Annotated in this window: 10 protein-coding genes and 1 tRNA gene; 6 read left to right on the top strand and 5 right to left on the bottom strand. The window is 35.9% G+C overall.

Annotated features, from left to right (window positions below):
• Nucleotides 1-113 precede the first annotated feature (113 nt).
• Nucleotides 114-203: transfer RNA gene (locus ACFIKY_RS01540), tRNA-Ser, on the top strand.
• A gap of 460 nt (nt 204-663) precedes the next feature.
• On the opposite strand, the gene ACFIKY_RS01535 is transcribed toward ACFIKY_RS01540, so the two are convergent.
• The 3 genes from ACFIKY_RS01535 to ACFIKY_RS01525 form a co-directional block, all read right to left on the bottom strand.
• Nucleotides 664-1,884: an MFS transporter gene (locus tag ACFIKY_RS01535; RefSeq protein ID WP_375661314.1), complete on the bottom strand. Its 1,221-nt coding sequence runs from the start codon at nt 1,882-1,884 to the stop codon at nt 664-666.
• A gap of 1,894 nt (nt 1,885-3,778) precedes the next feature.
• Nucleotides 3,779-4,984 carry an ATP-grasp domain-containing protein gene (locus ACFIKY_RS01530; protein ID WP_375661313.1) on the bottom strand — a complete coding sequence of 402 codons (1,206 nt, stop codon included), beginning with the start codon at nt 4,982-4,984 and terminating at the stop codon, nt 3,779-3,781.
• Nucleotides 4,981-6,171: a hypothetical protein gene (locus ACFIKY_RS01525; protein ID WP_375661368.1), complete on the bottom strand. Its 1,191-nt coding sequence runs from the start codon at nt 6,169-6,171 to the stop codon at nt 4,981-4,983. The genes ACFIKY_RS01530 and ACFIKY_RS01525 overlap by 4 nt, the downstream gene beginning before the upstream one ends.
• Before the next feature lie 180 nt (nt 6,172-6,351).
• Between ACFIKY_RS01525 and ACFIKY_RS01520 the strand changes: the two genes are divergently transcribed.
• From ACFIKY_RS01520 to ACFIKY_RS01510, 3 genes are all read left to right on the top strand, one after another.
• Nucleotides 6,352-6,669: a hypothetical protein gene (locus ACFIKY_RS01520; protein ID WP_375661312.1), complete on the top strand. Its 318-nt coding sequence runs from the start codon at nt 6,352-6,354 to the stop codon at nt 6,667-6,669.
• 582 nt (nt 6,670-7,251) lie between these two features.
• A complete protein-coding gene (tmk, locus tag ACFIKY_RS01515; protein WP_375661311.1) occupies nt 7,252-7,902 on the top strand; it encodes a dTMP kinase in 651 nt (216 codons plus the stop codon).
• Between the two features lie 480 nt (nt 7,903-8,382).
• Nucleotides 8,383-9,594, top strand: a complete 1,212-nt coding sequence (locus ACFIKY_RS01510) for an MFS transporter (RefSeq protein ID WP_375635455.1) — start codon at nt 8,383-8,385, stop codon at nt 9,592-9,594.
• A gap of 320 nt (nt 9,595-9,914) precedes the next feature.
• On the opposite strand, the gene ACFIKY_RS01505 is transcribed toward ACFIKY_RS01510, so the two are convergent.
• Nucleotides 9,915-10,184, bottom strand: a complete 270-nt coding sequence (locus tag ACFIKY_RS01505) for a hypothetical protein (RefSeq protein ID WP_375635456.1) — start codon at nt 10,182-10,184, stop codon at nt 9,915-9,917.
• A gap of 520 nt (nt 10,185-10,704) precedes the next feature.
• Nucleotides 10,705-10,986: a hypothetical protein gene (locus tag ACFIKY_RS01500; RefSeq protein ID WP_375635457.1), complete on the bottom strand. Its 282-nt coding sequence runs from the start codon at nt 10,984-10,986 to the stop codon at nt 10,705-10,707.
• A 149-nt stretch (nt 10,987-11,135) separates the two neighbouring features.
• On the opposite strand from ACFIKY_RS01500, the gene ACFIKY_RS01495 reads away from it, so the two are divergent.
• Both ACFIKY_RS01495 and ACFIKY_RS01490 read left to right on the top strand, forming a co-directional pair.
• Entirely contained in the window at nt 11,136-11,642 is a 507-nt protein-coding gene (locus ACFIKY_RS01495; protein ID WP_375644410.1) for a helix-turn-helix domain-containing protein, read from the top strand.
• 921 nt (nt 11,643-12,563) lie between these two features.
• On the top strand, nt 12,564-18,653 hold the full coding sequence (locus ACFIKY_RS01490) for a Vomp family autotransporter (RefSeq protein ID WP_375661310.1): 6,090 nt from the start codon (nt 12,564-12,566) through the stop codon (nt 18,651-18,653).
• Nucleotides 18,654-19,435: the final 782 nt, after the last annotated feature.

Genomic DNA, 19,435 nt, shown 5'->3' with positions numbered 1-19,435 from the left:
TGTTATTCAACAGATATAAGCTCTTACTTTAATAAATGAATTTGTTTTTTGAACTTTGAATGTATAATTTAGGCTTGCACGTTATTTCTTTCTGGGTATAGTGCGAGACTTCTGGAGAGGTGGCCGAGTGGTTGAAGGCGCACGCCTGGAACGCGTGTATATGGGAAACCATATCGAGGGTTCGAATCCCTCTCTCTCCGCCATTAATTTAAAACGAATTTTCATATGCTTGATATGACATAGCTTAAAAAGCTCAGGATTTTTTACTGTTTGCAATTGACCAGTTTGCGCCGATCTGTATCTGTCATTATGTATACCTAGAAATTGCAGTTGAATTTCCATGAATTTTATAACTTCTAAGTTACTCTCCTCTCGATCTTTAGATAACCTGATCTAGCATAAACGATCTCTTCAAATATCATTAAGGGATTTTTGCCATTATCACTAACTTCTGATAGAGTTTCAGAATTAATGGTGATCATAGTGCTATTTGCAATTCCGATTAACGGGCTAAATGCGTTTTATTCACATGAGAGCTAACGAACACCTCAGCTTTTCTCACGCAATGTGCTCATTTCAAATTAATTTCATGAATATTTGTACAAAATCTTTATCTATATAATAATCAAAAAAGGCTGACGTAATATAATAATTGAAGATCATTCATGCGGCACTTTCTTTTATTTCTAAGCTTTGTATGTAAATAGATAGTCCGTGTAAAATAAATAAAGGGGCGCAAAAACCTACAAATATACACAGGACGTATAATGTAGAAAATGAAAAAAAATTTCCGGCATATAAAAGCACAATGGAGAATAAAGCTGTTATGATGCGCACACTGGCATCGCCTGCCAAAATCACCTCGGCTAAATTTTCACTAGGTGTGATAGCTTGTCCAATTGTTATTCCCGATACCCTAAAATAAAATTGCCCAATACCTAATAAAAAGCCCATAATATAAAGGGAATATTGAGTAAAATTTAAATATAAAACAAAAGAGATTGCGATCACTGCAAAAGCCGGTGTTCCCCATACAAAAAAACGAATTAAAGATGGAAATTTTCGTAAATAATAGGATGAGATAAGACCATTGACTACAAAACCCAGTGCTGACAAAGCAAAAATAGTATTTTGAATAGCTGTAAATTTTGTATTATCTGATGTTATAGATGCAAGAACAAGTGGCAATAGAACAATAGGCCCCGTATAGAGAAAATTATTCAAAATACGATTAATCGTTAAAAAACGCAACGCAGAAACCCGCCAAAGGCACCTAAAACCAACTCCATAAGCTTTTTGAGATGGCTTTTTTAATAGCTCTTTTACTCTGTTTATTTGTTGTATAGATTTTATACGAAACCATAGGCTGGCATTCAAAAGATAAATAAACACAATAAAGGCTATGGCTATTTTGTGCCCCAAATGCGCAATTATAAAATATATAAGCAATGGGGATATAATAACAAAAAACTGACAGCAACTAGTATAAAATGCAAAAATTCCAGCTTTTTGTTTGGGAGCTGGAACCAGCTGATTCAAGGCACTGTTGTTATTTGGATTATCAGCCCCCATCAAGAGAGCAAGTAAAAAAAATACAAATAAAATAAGTACCGGATTGTTCATAAATAATAAGAACGATAATAAACAAGCGCAAATAATTTGACTATAAAACCCAATTATAAAGCCTTGATAGCGCACCAACACATTTCCCAAACATAAGCCTGCAATTCCAATTGCGATTAAATTAACAACATTTAAAGTAGCAGATGCTTTTCCAGTTGTATCTTGGAATTGTAACAAAGAAAGGCCAATAGATAATACACCACTAGCACAAAAACTCGTCAAACAACCAATCAAAATCATAAGAAAAACAGAATTACGCAATAGCTTTCTCACTCTTAAACAGAGACTCGAGCCATTTTATGATTTTCTCCATTGTCAAATATGGTTCGGTACTAAATTCCAGTTTTTCATAAAATTTTAGTTCAAATGCGTTGTAGGTACTTATTTTTTGCGAGTCATCTGTCAGCATGAATTCTATACTTGATAACGTTGCGCCCATAGATTGAGACAAATAATAGGAAATTACTTTCCAATAATTTTCCAAGACATATTTCAAGTGACAACCATCTAAAATATATTTCGAACAATGGTGCAAAGGATAACAAATACAAATAGCATCTGTTTCATGTGCGGGACAAGAAGAAATATTAATATTTTTATCATTTCATAATATTATAAAACTTTCAGTGAGCAGATCTTCTAAATTTAGTCTAGTCACAACAAGATTGGGTGCTAATTTTTGGGTAACATGAGACCAAGCCAATCTTACTACTAAAGTTCCCAAAACCTTTAAGTCAGATTCTGGATAAGCTTTTTTTAAATTCCCCACCCATATGGTTCTATGACATATAATAATCGGCTCATCTCGTCTGAATGAACAGGATGTAATTCTAAACCAATATTATCACAAAGTTTTGAACTCTTGAATTGCCCGTATCCTAATCTGGTATTCTTAAATCATTATAGCAGCTAAAGAGTTTTTAAGTATTCCAGCTTTTATTAAACTTTGTAATAATGTATTGGAATCTCCCCTTCACGGACTTCGACAATTATTGTATCACCACTATAAGAACAAAAAAATTATCTTTGAATTTGCTTACTTTTAGAAAGAAAAATGAGCAACACTCTTCCTTAACTAAAAGAAACATGCTCTCTACTTTTTTCTTTATGATGATCAAAAAACTATACTGTTACAATTCGATCATCAATTATTAGGATAAATATTCTGCGTTTAGCCTAATAAACTGTTATGATCAATGTTTCTCTCTGTTCTAAAAATCAGTGCTTTTCCTCCTAGAGATACTCGTAATTGCTGTACAATCTTTCCAAAAAGGCACTCCTTCAACATTGCTATTAACACGATCATTCGGAGAAGTTTTATACATACACATGGCTTATACGGAATGCTATGTATTTTTTTAACTTATTCAACTAACCAACATCTTTTGATGGGCAAAATAAATCACGAAATTTGTGTGCTGTCACAATTCGAAAAACAATCATATATCTCCCTCTAATGATAGACGATGTCATTAGAAGAAAGCCTTAATGATATTGGTAGAATAAATTAACCAGAAAAAATTGCAGCGCTGATAGAACCAATTTTATTTCATATCTTGCAACTATATCTAAATTTTAATCATTTTTGTTAAAGATTCTTATGCAACTTTTTCTACGTTCAGCATTTTTTTTCCACTTGTTTGCAACAAAAGATTAATAGCTAAATTCACCTGTGTCATAATAGCTCTTCTTTTGGTAAAATAGGACATCTTCAATCTCGATATATAAATATTTTAATTCTTTAATATATTCTCTTCACATGCTTTAGATTAACAACACACCAAAACCCAAAATAAAAAATATTTATTTTACTTAAGTTATTGAATATTATTTAAAAAGTATGGAAATAGAGTGATGCAAGAGTTAAGAAATTATTTAAAAGTTCAAATCCACCTACATTAGAGCCATCACGTATGGTAATAGCAGTTGTCATTAGGTATACTAAGTATGCTTGATAACTTTTCTGCTTCATGCCTGTAGGGAGTTCCAGATAGAGATAATACCAGAATCCATCCGCGAATGCTCGACAATAAAGCTGTAAACAAAATTATTTCCTTGTTGTTTAATCCATTAAGCTTGATCAATTTTTAATATTTGTCTATATTTTCAATTAGTTACGCTGATGAATCTATGTTTTCTTTCCAATTATTGTATTTTATAAGAAATTGCTACGAATGATCCTCTCCAAAGCTGATAATTCATCATCACTGTGTCCCCAAATTGCTATAATAGCTGGGCAGGTATTTAAATCGATGGTTAGGGGTAGGGGCTCATTTTCTTTAAAAAGGAGCTTAAAATGAACCACATTTTCCCAAGAATGAAGCTTTTGCTGCCATAAGTTAACATCTTTTATAATATGACCGTCGATCTTGTTGATAAGAAAGATAATACGCCCCTTTTTCTTAAAGTGGCTTGGTTTTTGCGAAAACACTCTTGCAATAAGATTAACGGAGCTTTCAAGTAAATCATCTTCATAGCAATGTGCGAACAAGGTGGGTGCAATTCCCCCGTGGAGGCGGGCTCCTACTTCGATCATCACTGGACCACGAGCTGTTTGCATGATTTCCATATGCGCGGGTCCATATTCAATCCCCAGCGCGCGAATGCATTGTTTTGCATAAGAGATAAGAGGGGCATAAGAAGGATCTTGAGCATCAAGCACATCAAGCGATTCATAAACAAAAGCACTTCCATTATGAATACCTTTTTTATATCGTGATAAACTACATATTTTTATAGCCTCTCCCTTTACAACGGCGTCGACGATGTATTCCTCTCCCTTCAATCTTTCTTGGAGCAAATAAGCCTCGTTAGGTGCGCCAAAAATATTTTTTTGCGTCCAGTCGATTCGAGAGGACCATGCCGCCACTTCCTCACGGCTGGAGAAAAACAAAATGCCATCACTCCCAGCAGAATCATTTGGCTTTACCACATAGCCGCTATGACTTTCAAAATCATCGATAGCACAATCGCCTTTTGTAAGAATCTTCGACCGAATGTAAGATAAACCATTTTCACAAAGGCGCCTTTGCATTACTGCCTTTTTTCGTCGCCAATCGGTGGTTGAGGGATTATTCCTAGGGCAATTATAATAAGCCGCCAATTGATCTGCACAATAAATACCCCCTTCGGCGCCTGCCACCACGGCCTCTATCGCACCGATAGGAAAGCGTGTCTTGATCTCATCTACATTATGAAGTTTCGCTTCTGCCATACCCTCTCCCTGATAAGAAAGCATATAGTGTGAAAAAGGAGCTTGTTGAGAGACAACACCATAACAAGTATAGCCTAATTTTTGCAAAGCAGGGCCATAGAGGGCTCCCGTGGAGAAAGGGTCGACAATAAGAATGGATTTGCTCATGCTGTGGCCTGCCGCGATAAAAAGAAAAGGATATAAATAAAGATTATCATTCCTATAAGGGGTAGAAGATAAACAGCTGCTTGAGGGCCCATAAGGGCAGAGCTTGTAAGAAGACCAAGGATAACATAACCTGCCGATTGGGAGAGAGTATAAAGCATGCCGCTATAGCTTCCCACCAGCTCTGCTTGAGCTTCTGTTTTAGTCGCTTCAATCGTATGTTTTCGGGCATTAATTCGCATGGTATTCATTGAAAAGCCAATAAAAAAGCAAAAGACCACAGCCAAATAGGGCGATTGTGTGGTGCTAAAAATAAGATCAGCCACGCTCAACATAAGGGCTGGGAGAATAAATTCAAAGCGAGGGATTTTGATAAAAGAAGCCAAAAAAGCGCCCAAGCCCGCGACCGCACTGCAAAGCCCATAATATTCAGAGCCAAAATTTTTCACACTTTGAAAAAGAATGGTTGCCAGCGTATTATAAGCGCAAATATGAAAGCCAATAAGTCCTATGCAGACGCATAAAAGTTTAAGCTCTTGGGAGAGTCCATTCGCTTGCGGTGTAGGTACGGGCTTCTTATCGGTTGCAAGTGCTGTGGTATCGGTAGCTTTATATTCATCGCAAAAGATGATATATCCGGCTATAAGGCTTATAATGATGTCAAACACACAAAGTGCCACAATCAAACCATTATAGCCAATTTCAGCTGCTGCTCCTTGAGGGCTGGTCGCTTCTAAGAGATAACCACTCAGTGCTGCTCCCAAAAATGCGCCAATTTGCACAACTGTTTGCATAATGCGGGAAGCCTTTTGGGCGCTAATATAACCACCAAGTGCGAGTTTAGTATTATAAGTCTCGAGAGTGCTTAAGGTAATCAAAGAGAGATAGCCGATAGAGATAGAGACAGCGATAAAACCAAAGGGGGAATCGGCATAATGGAAAAGTGCAATCAATAAAAGAAGGCTATAGATAATGATCCGCCTTTTGTATAAATCGACTAACCGCAGTGAGGCTTTAATGCGCACAAGTCCGCTTTTTTTTAAAAGGTAAGGCGTAAGGGTGCCCAAAGCCATGGTTATGCCTAGGAAAATCGATGAGGATGTTATGCGATAAGCATTCCAAAGATTACTTAAGAATAGAACCATATCAGAAAGATATAGTAAGACAACAAGCCCATAAAACCGAAACATCAGTTGTTTGTGCACATCATCCCCCCATTTTGAAATCTCTTAAAACACGCAGTATTATAAATCAGCACACATGTTTACAAGGGATGAGCGTATATACGTATTACTGGGCATGTCAAGTTTTTTCAGTAGGGAAAATTTGAACGCTGATGTTTATGGTAGTGATAGCTTATTTTCAGGAGAATGAGTAGGATGGAGACTGGTATTTTTACTGCGTCTCTTGGCAGGTGGCTTGCCAATAAGGAACTATGTCCTAGAGGTATATTTTGCGCTTTCAAGTTGATTTTGTTTATACTCAAGGTTGAGGTTTTGTTATTGACGGTTGTTAGATGTTGTTGTGACAATAAACTTCGTTATCTATCAGAAACATTTATGGCATTAGCGCTAAGGTGTGCGGTTGTATTAAAACCTTTATATGGTAGTCTTTTTCATAGAGAAGGTATTATTGGTTCAGTTTTAGGAGGCTTTGTCACGGCCGATTTGGGCGTCGTCGTTGTTTGAAGTCTTATTATAATATTCTTAGTTTCAGTTTATGAATATACCGAAAAATATAGTGAAACATTTGATTCAAACGCTTTTGCAAGGCATATTTCAATATCTCAGCGATGTTTTCTGAGAATTGCTCTGCTGCTTTTTGACGGAATCGGATATCGAATGCTTATAGCGTGGGCAGTGGTTTGAGAAAATATAGAGTTGATTTCGTTAGATTCCTATGTAGCGCAATCTAGTATCAGCCCTTAGGGGCAATAATATACTTAGATCGAACTCATTTCTATACGCTTACACGACGTTATAGGAGTAATCCTCAGAAACTCTACTAGAATTCGTTAAAAAATGGCAGGTTATGTAGCGTGAACAAAAAATATATTTTTCAAAAATACTTAATCTCATTTTCAGTTGTCTAAAATATAATCTTATCTTAAAAATAAGTCTATATACCGCCATTTATCATAAAGTTAATAAGTTATACAAATGCGGGAGTATTGTGTTTTTCTGTTTAGAGACGAGTAAAAAAACATCTTATTAAACATTAAGAGATTTTAGACATAAAACAATTTAACTTATGGAGAGTATATAGACAAAATGTATCTTGATAAAAAAGTTTATAATTCCATGTGGTCTCCAAAGAAATTTTCCGGTTCTTTTATTGTCTTATGCGGGTTTGATGGGAGTGGAAAGACAACACAAACAAAAGAAATTGCTCACCATTATTCAACAGAAAAACATATAACACAAACTTTTCAACCCAGTTATTGGTATAGAAATAATCCAGAAATTAGAGATTACTTAGATAATGGAAAAGCAATTGATCCGTTGCTTTTAGCACTCTTATCAGCGACAGATAGACGCAAACATACGCTTGAAATTATTGAACCTTCCTTAATGTTATCGCAAAATTTATTAATTAGCGATCGATATGTTTATTCTAGTCTTGCTTATTTTTATGCTCGAGAGCTTTCTGTTGAAAGTGTAGTTAAATTAAATCAATCTATTCCAAGACCTCATATTACATTTTATCTTCATTTACCGCCCACTACTATACTGGAGCGGTTGCAGAAAAGGGATGGTTTAAACTTAAAATACGAAGAACAACTCTCTTTTATTGAAAAAGTTTATGAAGTATACGAAGTTTTATCAGAAATAGATGAGCGGTTTATAACAATTGATGGAACTGCTTCTGTTTCTTTAATTCATCATCAAATACGACGTCATATAGATGAAGTTTGTTTTTGATTATGAATAAAATCATTTATTAATCAATTTATCCACGATAAATCCTTCTTATGTATTCGTATTCTAAATCTGAAACTTTAGAGATATGATTGCAATAATTTAACTGCTCAGGAAAAATATCACGTTATATATTTTAATTGGAAAATTAACTGTAATGGGCTTGTTTTAAAAGATTTAGAGAAGGGGAGTAGAAAAGTTATCAATATTTATCGTGAGAATAATAGTATGTTTATTCTTTTAGAGACGAAGTGTGGTGATAGAATAACGACATGGAGGGATGTACTCGAGCATATTTTAGTGCATAAATGTTTTGTTTTCATAGAAGAATTAATCATACAACAGCACAAAGATTTTAAAAGCTTCAAAAAAGGAATTTTGCTTTCTTAAATTTAATGATCTAAAATGAAAACCGTAGGAATGCATGTTTTTAAACAGGATGTATCATGCATATCGACGGGTATTTATTTTAGAGGATAATTTATGTTCACTTCAAATTTGAAGGAACGCATTGCTTTATTTGAAAATAGAACTTTTCTCTATTTTACTTTGAGTGGCTTATTTGCTACATTTGGAAATGGACTAAATTATATTGCATTGTCGTGGCTTGCTTACAATCAGACGAGTTCAATCCGTGGTGTAGCGTTGATGATGCTTTTTCTTTGGACGCCTAGCATTATTTTTGCCCCTATTTTGGGCATATTGGCGGATAAATATAATCGTAAAACGCAAATTATTATTTCAAATCTTGTGAGAGGTTTGGTAATCGTTGGCTGGGTAATGCTATGGCATTTTGGTATAGAAATTGAATTGATGGTCTTATCTGCTCTTTTGGGTATTTTTATCTCTTTTTATATGCCATCAGCTATTTCTTTAATTCAAAGTATTGTGCTGAAGGAACAGCTCATCAATGCAAATGCGACTATCGATATGATTTATGAACTTGGCACTATCGCAGGTATGGGCTTAAGTGGATTGATACTGTCCTATGCAGGAACAAAAGGAACTCTTCTAATAGGTGGTATATTCTTTATTATTGCTGGTTTATTTAATTTTGCAATGAAGGTACCTAAAAACCGAAGATCTAAAAATCAAAACCAGCAAAATTGGTGGGAAAATTATACAGCAGCACTTCATTATTTTAAACAGAATCCGGCTCTTTTTGTACCTTATGTAAGCCAGATGATTATTATGACTCTTTTGATGACCATTCCTGTTATTCTCGTTCCTTATATACAAGAGGTTTTGCATGCGGATAGCAGGACCTTTGCAATATTTGAGGTGCTTTATTCTATGGGCGTATTGACAGGTGCGGTTTTTTCACCACTTCTTTGTAAAGTTTTATCCATAAGGAAAACATTAGCCATTTTATTAGCTTTTATGGCTATTGGTCTCGCTATTCTCTCTGTTAATACACACAATTTTGTTGTTTTTCCTGTTTACTTTATGATTGGATTTGGACTTTCGAGTTGGGCTCTTTCGATTTCTTTATCACAACTCTCTTGTGATCCTGAATACCAAGGAAGATTGCAGGCAAGTTTTAATGGTATCTCTGGATGCTTGATCCTCGCAGTCTATCTCATTATGGCACGCGATAACAGTAGCATATCACCTCAATCGATATATTTTTTTCAAAGCATTTTTGCACTTGTTGGAGTATTCATAGTGCTGTTTTATAAACATGAAAAACAATAAATTACATTTATAAGTGTGGTAATACACGCTATTTTATAAACATTTACGCTACAGCATATTTCATATTTTGCTTTTACAGGGAAGTGAGAAAATGTAAAAATTGGTGCTTAATGAATAAAGCATAAATTGATGTATGCTAGAGAATACTCTCTATTTTTTGATAACGACCCACAAGAATTGCTGCGTTTCTTTAATTCATCTCACTGTTGTTAAGAAGACGAAAACGCAACATTTTAAATCTTCTTGAAAGTTTTTTTGTTTAAGCGCAGTAGAAAGTAAAGCGATAAGGTAATATCTTATCATACGGGGAGAGTGTTGCATTATTTTTGTTTTTCAAAATCCATATGAAAAATTGTATCAATTTCATCTTCATTGGAATGGGTATTTCTACGACGATGTAAGGTTTGCACAATCTCTTTTTTTAAAACAGCATCTGTTTCACTTAAACGGTGAATACTGAGTTCCAATTCAAGAGATAACGCCAAATCCACGCACAATTTAAGCTCTTCTCCAATGTCGAAACCGTGTTGATAGTCGTCATAAAGACCAACCAATGTATCAGATAATTCTTTATCGCATAAAGAGGTCATGCTTAATTCCTCCGCGTTGCGGTTTCCCATACAGCTTTTTTAAGTATCACTCCACTATTATCACTTAGAATTGCCATGTATACGAACCTCATGGTTTTGTCAATTTTCTGCAAAATACGCGCTTTTAAATCAATGTCTATTAAAGACTGTATTACTTCAAGATTTTGAAGCGCCAATTGTAAATATGGATGGTAATGTGTTTACTATAGAACTTATAGCATTTAAAATACATTGCTAAAAGGCTTTTAATATGCATAGAGGAGGAGCATTCTGACGATAAACCAAACACCCTGAAATCTCTATTGCCAATTACAGCTAACTTAGCACCATTAATATATAAAATAAGCAAATATGGTTTGTAAACGTCTAACTTTTTAATAACGAGTGATGATCTCATTTTTTGTAGAATACCAATTATTTTACCTGTTTTATATTGATTTTTAGACATTGATAAACTTTTTACCTTATGTTGTAATGTAAAAACTTTGGGAAGTGTATTTATAGATTCTTGCAAAGAGGTTTAAGCAGGTTTACTAGGCTGTTGAGTGAGAGAACCTGTGTTGGGCTTTTTGCTTCTGAAAAATATGACTGTGACTTTTGAGAAAGCAGTTGGCAAGAATTTGCTTGGCGTGCAAACTGATAGAGTTGGCAGTGGCGCATTTAGCTTTTTCATTAGGCTGTGTCCAAATGTTTTTGACTCTGGAAAATAGCCTCTGATAGGCTTGAGTTTTTCCAAGGTTATATTACAGGGACGCAGTTCAGTAAAATACCACGGCGATTGCATTTTTTGTGTAATTGTCATAATTTTCGCTCCTGCTTAGACGGATGCTGTAACATCCATTTTTGTGGGGTTATGTATGTAGATCTTTGCCTAACATAAGGGGCAGTAACAAGAGGTATAAATCAATATAATTATTTAGTCAACAATTATATTGATTTTGGAGTATTTTTTTGGCTCGTCCGGAAGCAAAACCTAAAACTGAGTTGGCAAAACGTTTTCGTGAAGTGCGTCACGCTCTTGGTTTTACGGAGCGTAAGCAGTTTGCGGAACATCTTGGTATCACTGCTGGCTCTATAGGAACTTATGAAACTGGTATAAGTGAGCCTACAGCCTCTGCGCTCTCCAAATATCAAGAAATTTGTGGTGTTTCATTAGATTGGCTTGTAACGGGCAATGGCGAGATGTTTTCAGATATGGCAAAGGCGAAAGCAGCTGGTTTTAAACCACAAGCGATTCCTGCTGGGCTGATGAAAAAGCTTGGACATTTGGTTTATACGACCTATCATGATGCAAAAATAGATCTTTCTCCTGAAGATGTTGCGGAATTAGCAGCAGAGCTTTATGGAAAATTGCAAGAGCTTATTCAAAACCTCAATGATATGGAAGAAGTCGAAGCCACTTTGCCACTTTTAAAATTGCATTTAAAGCGTAAAATCGAAACTGAAAAGCACATCTAGAAACGTCATAAGATACGAATGAACAGCCTTTTTAAAAAATAAAACTTTTTTGATTTTTTACGGTATAAACAGGTTTTAAATAAGAAAATCTCACGATTTTTTTTGGTCTCTTATTCAACATGAAATAATGATAAATTACCGTTATAAATTAATGTATTGCTCTAATAAAGATAAAACTGCTTATAAAAAGAATTACAGTTAGTAATACAAAAAAATTATACAACAGTGAAAATACAATGACGATGTTTTGTTCCTATAAAAGGGTTACAGACATATAAGAGAGAAGAAGGAAAGACTATTTATAGGCGCGCTTTTGTCTTTTTATGAAGATGATGAGATGAGCACGTTGAAACTTTTTACAGAGCGTACATCATTATATTAAGAAAGATTTCTTTTAAAGATATGTATCATATATTGAAACAGCTTACCTCGCAGAAAAGAGTGAGGTCATTATGGTAATCGTCATCCATTACATTATGCTATAAGTTAAAAAAATCATAAATTTGTGCTTATAAGAACAGCTAATTTATTGAGAAGTATTTTGACAAATTTATAAAAAATTATTTTTATACTCTTGCCATTCTACTGAGGCGCTTTATCTAAAAAGTAGAATTGCTCTTTAGTAAAACTATCTTTGTTAAGAGGTAAATCGCGGTGTTTTTGAATGGAGATTACGTTATGTTTTCAAAGTCTTGTGTTTTGGTTTATTTTTTAGCTTGAATCCCTCTAGCTCAAAGGGTTGGGGACTTTTCTAGATTCAATATCTTTTCAGAGATTTTAGGGTGATGCTGTGATGGGGATCGCTATCGCGGGGGATGGTTTTTGTCTTTAATTTATTCGTTTTTTGGGGCGCAAACAGGGGTTTTGCCGTGAGGTTTTTGCGCGTTGTAATGATATTGGACTCTGTTGGAGGAGGTTCTTATGAAAAAATTATATTCAACATCAAACTTGGTTAAAGCTGTTTCGTTGGGAACAGTAATGACTTCACTGTTATCAAGTGTTTCGCCGGTTTTTGCTGCGAACCTTGCGATAACAGGAGCGTTTAATCCAAGCTCAAGTGCTCCTGGTGTGGCTTATGCACATGGCAGTCATGGCAGTATTGTTTTAGCTGGTGATGATAATTTCTGTGGTGCAGACACTGTTATTGGTCGTGGTGGTATACAACAGGCGAATGCTGCTAATCCTATAACTGCAGAAGAGCAATATAATAGATTTATCACGGATCAAAAATTTGTTGATCGTAATCCTTATGGTACAACCACTGAAAAGGTTACTTGGGGTGGTAATAGTTGGACAAATCCTCGTGGTGGTTATATGGGGGCGCTGACTGGTGGTGTCGAATCCGCTATGCCTGAGGCTTATGGTGTGTACTCTTTTGCAACTGGTTGTGGATCTGCAGCGACGGGGAATTATTCAACGGCATTTGGTGCTGGTGCAACCGCAAAAACTGGTGGAGCACAAGCTTTTGGTGTTTCTGCGCTTGCAGCTGGAAAAGTAAGTGTTGCTATGGGTGTGGGATCAGAAGCATCGGGGGAAGCTACAGTTGCTATTGGTGGACTTGCAACCGCTTCTGGTAAAAATAGTGTTGCTTTAGGGACTAAGACAAAAGCAGATAAGAATTATGCAATTGCTATAGGTTCAGAAGCTGAAGCTTTGGGGTCAGGTGCTATTGCAATAGGGAGCAGGGATTCTGACAGAACTCCAGAAGCTAACAGAAAAGTAACAGCAAAGGGAGAAAACGCGATTGCTATAGGTACGCATACCTACGCTGAAGCGGAAGATTCTGTTGCTATTGGAGCAAATGCACAAGTAAAGGTTTATGACGGTGTTGCTATAGGTGGGGGCTCTCTCTCTGATAGAGCTAAGGGGACTGTTGGTTATGACCCTTATCTGAATGGTGATTCAACAGAAACCGGTCTGGCATGGAAAAGCACTGCAGGTGCTTTCAGCGTTGGTGAAGTTGGTGGCAATGGTAACGGTAAGCTAACACGACAAATTACAGGGGTAGCAGCTGGTAGTGAAGATACCGATGCTGTGAATGTGGCGCAGCTGAAAGCTATGAGAGACGTCATAGCAGGAGGAGGAGCTTGGAAACTTTCTGCTAACGATACAAATCCTACAGATGTTAATCCAAGCAATACAGTCGATTTTTCAGTGAAAAATAACAACGAAGTGGGAAAAGACAACTTAAAGATAGAAAAAGGTAGTGCAAATAATAAGCATAACGTCAAATTTGCTTTGAGTGATACTCTTCAATTAACGAGTGTCACTACAGGACAAAGTTCTATGAGTAACAATGGTTTTATGATCACTAATGGGGCAAAAATAACTATAGATGGTATTGATGCTGGCAAGCAACAGATTACAGGAGTAGCAGACGCGACTGCAGATGATCATGCAGTGAATTATAAACAGCTGAAGGAAGTAAAAGATGGTTTCAAAACAAGTTGGCAACTTTCTGTTAATGGTCAAGATGCTACGCATATTGGTCCAAACGGTGCAGTAAATTTACAATCAGCTGGTAACACAAGTAACCCGAATATTCAAATTATCAAAAACAGTGACAACACTGTAGAATTTGGTTTGTCTGATAAGATTAATGTAAAAAATGTCACAGCAGAAACAAGCGTTATGAATGCTGATGGCTTTATGTTTACTGATGGTAATGGGCCAAGCATAACTGTTAATGGTATTAATGCAGGCGATCAAAAGATTACAAAAGTGGCAAGGGGAACTGAAGATACCGATGCAGTAAATTTTGCACAATTGAACGAAATCAAAAATGAAATGGCAGGAGATAGTCTTGTTAAATGGGACGAAGGACAGGAACTTATCACCATTGGTAAGGAAAAAGGCGGCCTGTCAATTACTGTTCAAAATAATAAAGGCGGTGATCGGGCTATTAGGGGTGTTGCATCTGGGGCGGTTAATGAGAATTCATCTTATGCAATAAATGGTTCCCAGCTTTATGCTATGGGTAGAGACATTGCTAGGTATTTTGGTGGTGGTGCTAGCTATGATGGGGCATGGACTGATCCTACTTTCATAGTTGTGCAGCCTGACGAGAAGGGTGCTCTTCTTGGGAAGGAACACCATAATGTCGCTGATGCTTTAGGTGGTGTCAACAATTCCATCGTGGATATTTACAATCAGATTAACGATGCGACAAAAAATAGTCTTGTTAAATGGGACGAAGGACAGAAACTTATCACCATTGGTAAGGAAAAAGGCGGCTTGACAATTAGTGTTCAAAATAATGAAGGCCGTAATCGGGTTATTAAGGGTGTTGCATGGGGGATGGTTAATAAGAATTCATCTGATGCAATAAATGGTTCCCAGCTTTATGCTATGGGTAGCGACATTGCTAGGTATTTTGGTGGTGGTGCTAGCTATGAGAATGGGACATGGACTAATCCTACTTTCAGTATTTTGCAGCCTGATGAGGATGATATTTTTACTAGTACGTCATACAGTAATGTCGCTGATGCTTTTCGTGGTGTCAATAGTTCCATCACGAATCTTCATAATAGAATCTTTGATATAACAGAAAATAGTCTTGTTAAATGGGACGAAGATGGGAAATTCATTACCATTGGTGCTGAAAAAGACGGTATCGAAATCAAAGTTGCGAACTCTGAAGGCGAGAATCGAATTATTTCTGGCGTTGCAGTTGGAAAGGTCAGTTCCGATTCGACAGAAGCAATAAATGGCCATCAGTTATTTAGTTATATTACTAATATAGTGGATTTTTTTGGTGGTGAGGAGACAGATGTACTTAATGGTATCAAACCAACTTTTACGGTTCAGAAAACGAAACATAATAATGTAACTGATGCTTTCGCTGCTGTCGATAGCTCTATCACAGATATTTATAGTCAGATTAACAATGTAACAGGAAATAGTCTTGTTAAATGGCATGAAGATCAGAAGCTTATTACCATTGGTAAAGAAAAAGGCGGTACAAAAATCGATATCGCAGGTACTGAGGGAGAGCGAACCATTGCAGGTGTGAAAAATGGAAAGATTTCAGAAAATTCAACAGAAGCAATAAATGGTTCCCAGCTTTATGTTATGGGTAGCAGAATTGCTAGGTATTTTGGTGGTGGTGCTAGTTATGAGAATGGGACATGGACTGATCCTACTTTCAGTATTTTGCAGCCTGATAAGGATGGTATTTTTACTAGTACGTCATACAGTAATGTCGCTGATGCTTTTCGTGGTGTCAATAGTTCCATCACGAATCTTCATAATAGAATCTTTGATATAACAGAAAATAGTCTTGTTAAATGGGACGAAGATGGGAAATTCATTACCATTGGTGCTGAAAAAGACGGTATCGAAATCAAAGTTGCGAACTCTGAAGGCGAGAATCGAATTATTTCTGGCGTTGCAGTTGGAAAGGTCAGTTCCGATTCGACAGAAGCAATAAATGGCCATCAGTTATTTAGTTATATTACTAATATAGTGGATTTTTTTGGTGGTGAGGAGACAGATGTACTTAATGGTATCAAACCAACTTTTACGGTTCAGAAAACGAAACATAATAATGTAACTGATGCTTTCGCTGCTGTCGATAGCTCTATCACAGATATTTATAGTCAGATTAACAATGTAACAGGAAATAGTCTTGTTAAATGGCATGAAGATCAGAAGCTTATTACCATTGGTAAAGAAAAAGGCGGTACAAAAATCGATATCGCAGGTACTGAGGGAGAGCGAACCATTGCAGGTGTGAAAAATGGAAAGATTTCAGAAAATTCAACAGAAGCAATAAATGGTAGCCAGATTAATCAGATATCTGGAGATATTGCGAATTTCTTTGGTGGGAATGCAAAATTTATTAACGGTGCTTTTGTTAAACCAAGATATAATTTAACTACTATTGAAGCAGATGGCTCAGTAAGACAGAAGGAATATAATGATGTTGGATCGGCTTTAGATGGGCTTGATAAAAATGTCAGGATTGTTAATGCAAATTTGATTAGTGGGTTTAGTGATGTTGCTAAATATTTTGGTGGTGGCGCTGGATATAATGAAAATGGAGAATGGCACGCTCCTACTTTCAAAGTTTATCAGATCAACGATAATGGTGCTGTCTCTAAGAAGCCTTATGACAATGTTGCTGATGCTTTTGAAGGTGTGAACAATACTTTCACAAATATTCACAATCAAATTTCTGATATAACAAAAAATAGCCTTGTGAAGCAAGAAGGAGGTGCGTCAGGTGTTATCACTATAGGTAAGGATACAGCTGGGACTGAGATCAATATTGCAGGATATGGTAAAGTAGAACGTTCTATTTCTGGTGTTAAGGCAGCAGAGAAGGGTGATGAAGCTGTTAACAAAGATCAACTTGATAAAAGTATAGAGAAGATTTCTAAAGATATTGAGACAGCAAGTGCTGCTGCAGTTCTCTATGATAAGAATGACAATGGTAATGTTAATTATGGTAGTGTAACTTTGGGCGGCGATAAGAACAACGGACCAGTTGCTCTTCGTAACGTGAAAGATGGTAGCATTTCTGAAAATTCCAACGATGCAATCAATGGTAGTCAGATTAATAAAATATCAGCAGATATTGCAAAGTTTTTTGGCGGTGGTGCAAAGTTCATTAACGGTGCTTTTGAAGGGCTGAAATATACTTTATCGGCTATTGTAGATGGTAAGGTAGGGAAGGCTAATTTTTATGACGTTGGTTCAGCTTTAAAAGGTCTTGATAGTAATGTTCAAGATGTAAATAAGCGCTTAACAAATGTATCCAATGAGTTTAATCAGAAAATTGAAGATTTCTCAAAAGATGCTTTACTGTGGGATGATGAAGAAGAAGCATTTGTTGCACGTCATGAAAAAGATGGCAAGAAAACAAACAGCAAATTGAAATATCTTTTAGATGGTGAAATTGCTAAGGGTTCAACGGATGCCATTACGGGTAACCAGCTTTATTTCATGAGCAACCAGCTTGCTAATTATTTCGGTGGTGGTGCCAAATATGAGAATGGCAAATGGACAGGTCCTACTTTTAAGATTGTTCAAGTCAATGCTGATGGTACGACTGTTGAGAAAGAGCACCATAATGTCGCTGATGCTTTTGGTGACGTCAATAAAAATATGTCAAATATTAATAACCGTATTGATGATGTCATCAACAAGGTCGATTCAGATGCTTTAAAGTGGAACAGTGATAAAAAAGCCTATGATGCAGGTCGCGATGGTAAGCCGAGTAAGATTATCAATGTAGCTGATGGTAAAATTGCAGAAGGTTCGAAAGATGCGGTTAATGGTGGTCAACTTTGGGAAACCAATGAACGTGTTACGAGTGTTGAAAAAGATGTGAAGCATCTTAACAACAGAGTCGATAATATTTCCACTACGGTTACGAATATTGGTGAAACGGTTTTCAATATTGAAAACAAAGTTGATAATATTGATAATAAAGTTAACGATATTGCTGAGGACGCTGTTCGTTATGACAGAGATGAAAACGGCAAAAAAACCAATAAAATCACATTAGCGGGTGGTGATCCTAGTGAACCTGTTATGATTGATAATGTAGCTGATGGTAAAATTGAAAAAGGGTCGAAAGAAGCTGTAAATGGTGGTCAGCTCCATGACTATACCCAAGAACAGATGAAGATAATTCTTGATCAATCCAAACACTACACAGATCAACGGATAAATAATATCACGATTGATGCGATTGATGATGCTGTTGATCGGGCTAAGCAATATACAGATATGAAGTTTGATGTTTTAAACTATAGTATTGAGAGTGTGAAAAAAGAGGCAAGACAAGCAGCTGCGATTGGTTTAGCAGTTTCTAACTTACGCTACAATGATACACCTGGAAAATTAAGCGTTGGATTTGGTACTGGTTTATGGCGTAGCCAATCTGCATTTGCCTTTGGTGCAGGTTACACCTCAGAAAATGGAAAGTACCGTTCTAACATATCCGCAACAACTTCTGGAGGTCACTGGGGTGTAGGTGCGGGATTCAATATGACATTGAACTGATAATAAACAAAATACATAAAAAACACTTTTTCACCCCTGTCTCATGAGGCAGGGGTGAATTGTTTTTACGGATGAAAAAATATATATATATAAATTGATAAGCGCTATAATGATAAATACAGGTTTAAAAAACAGAAAAACCGTACACTTTCAACAAAGTAAACTTCTTATTTCAAAATAAGATAATGAGTTTTTTCATAAATTATAAGTTCATTATTTTCTGCTGTAATTTTTAAATATAAAAAATCTGTAGCACCCTACAGATAAAAAAACTCTCACCTTCTAGAAATCTATTAAAAAATTTTCTAATAAGATAAAAGTATATATTTAAATGTATTTCAATTTTACCGGAGGAAGTTATAGAAACAATATACTAAACTAACTCCACCCCTTGCAAAAAACAGCCAACAAGTTTAAAAGTTAAAAAACAATCACCACAAAAAATTTACCTTCTTAGGAAATGTAAAAGAGCGAAGCACGTTAACCATAAAACCTAAAAACACAACCTCTCTATCTTTTCAATCAGGTACTAAATTTTTATGTTTAGAAAAAGCTGATTTTAAAGAGTTTTATAGCGCTTAAATGTGTCTTTTTTGTGTTTATAGTTATTTTTTCATTGGGGAGTTCATTATGAAAAAATTATATACAAAATTAGCAGGGAGCGATTTAAAATTTTCTCGTTTTTCTTTTGTTAAAGTTCTTTCATTGGCTGCAGCGGCTACATTTTTATCGAATGTTACACCTGTTTTTTCAGCAAATTCTGATTTTAGAAACACATTTCT

This window comes from Bartonella sp. CR127HXZ (assembly GCF_042194555.1).
In the GTDB taxonomy this organism is placed as follows: domain Bacteria; phylum Pseudomonadota; class Alphaproteobacteria; order Rhizobiales; family Rhizobiaceae; genus Bartonella; species Bartonella grahamii.
The sequence above is the reverse complement of the archived record's forward strand: the minus strand, read 5'-3'. Positions and strand labels throughout refer to the sequence as shown.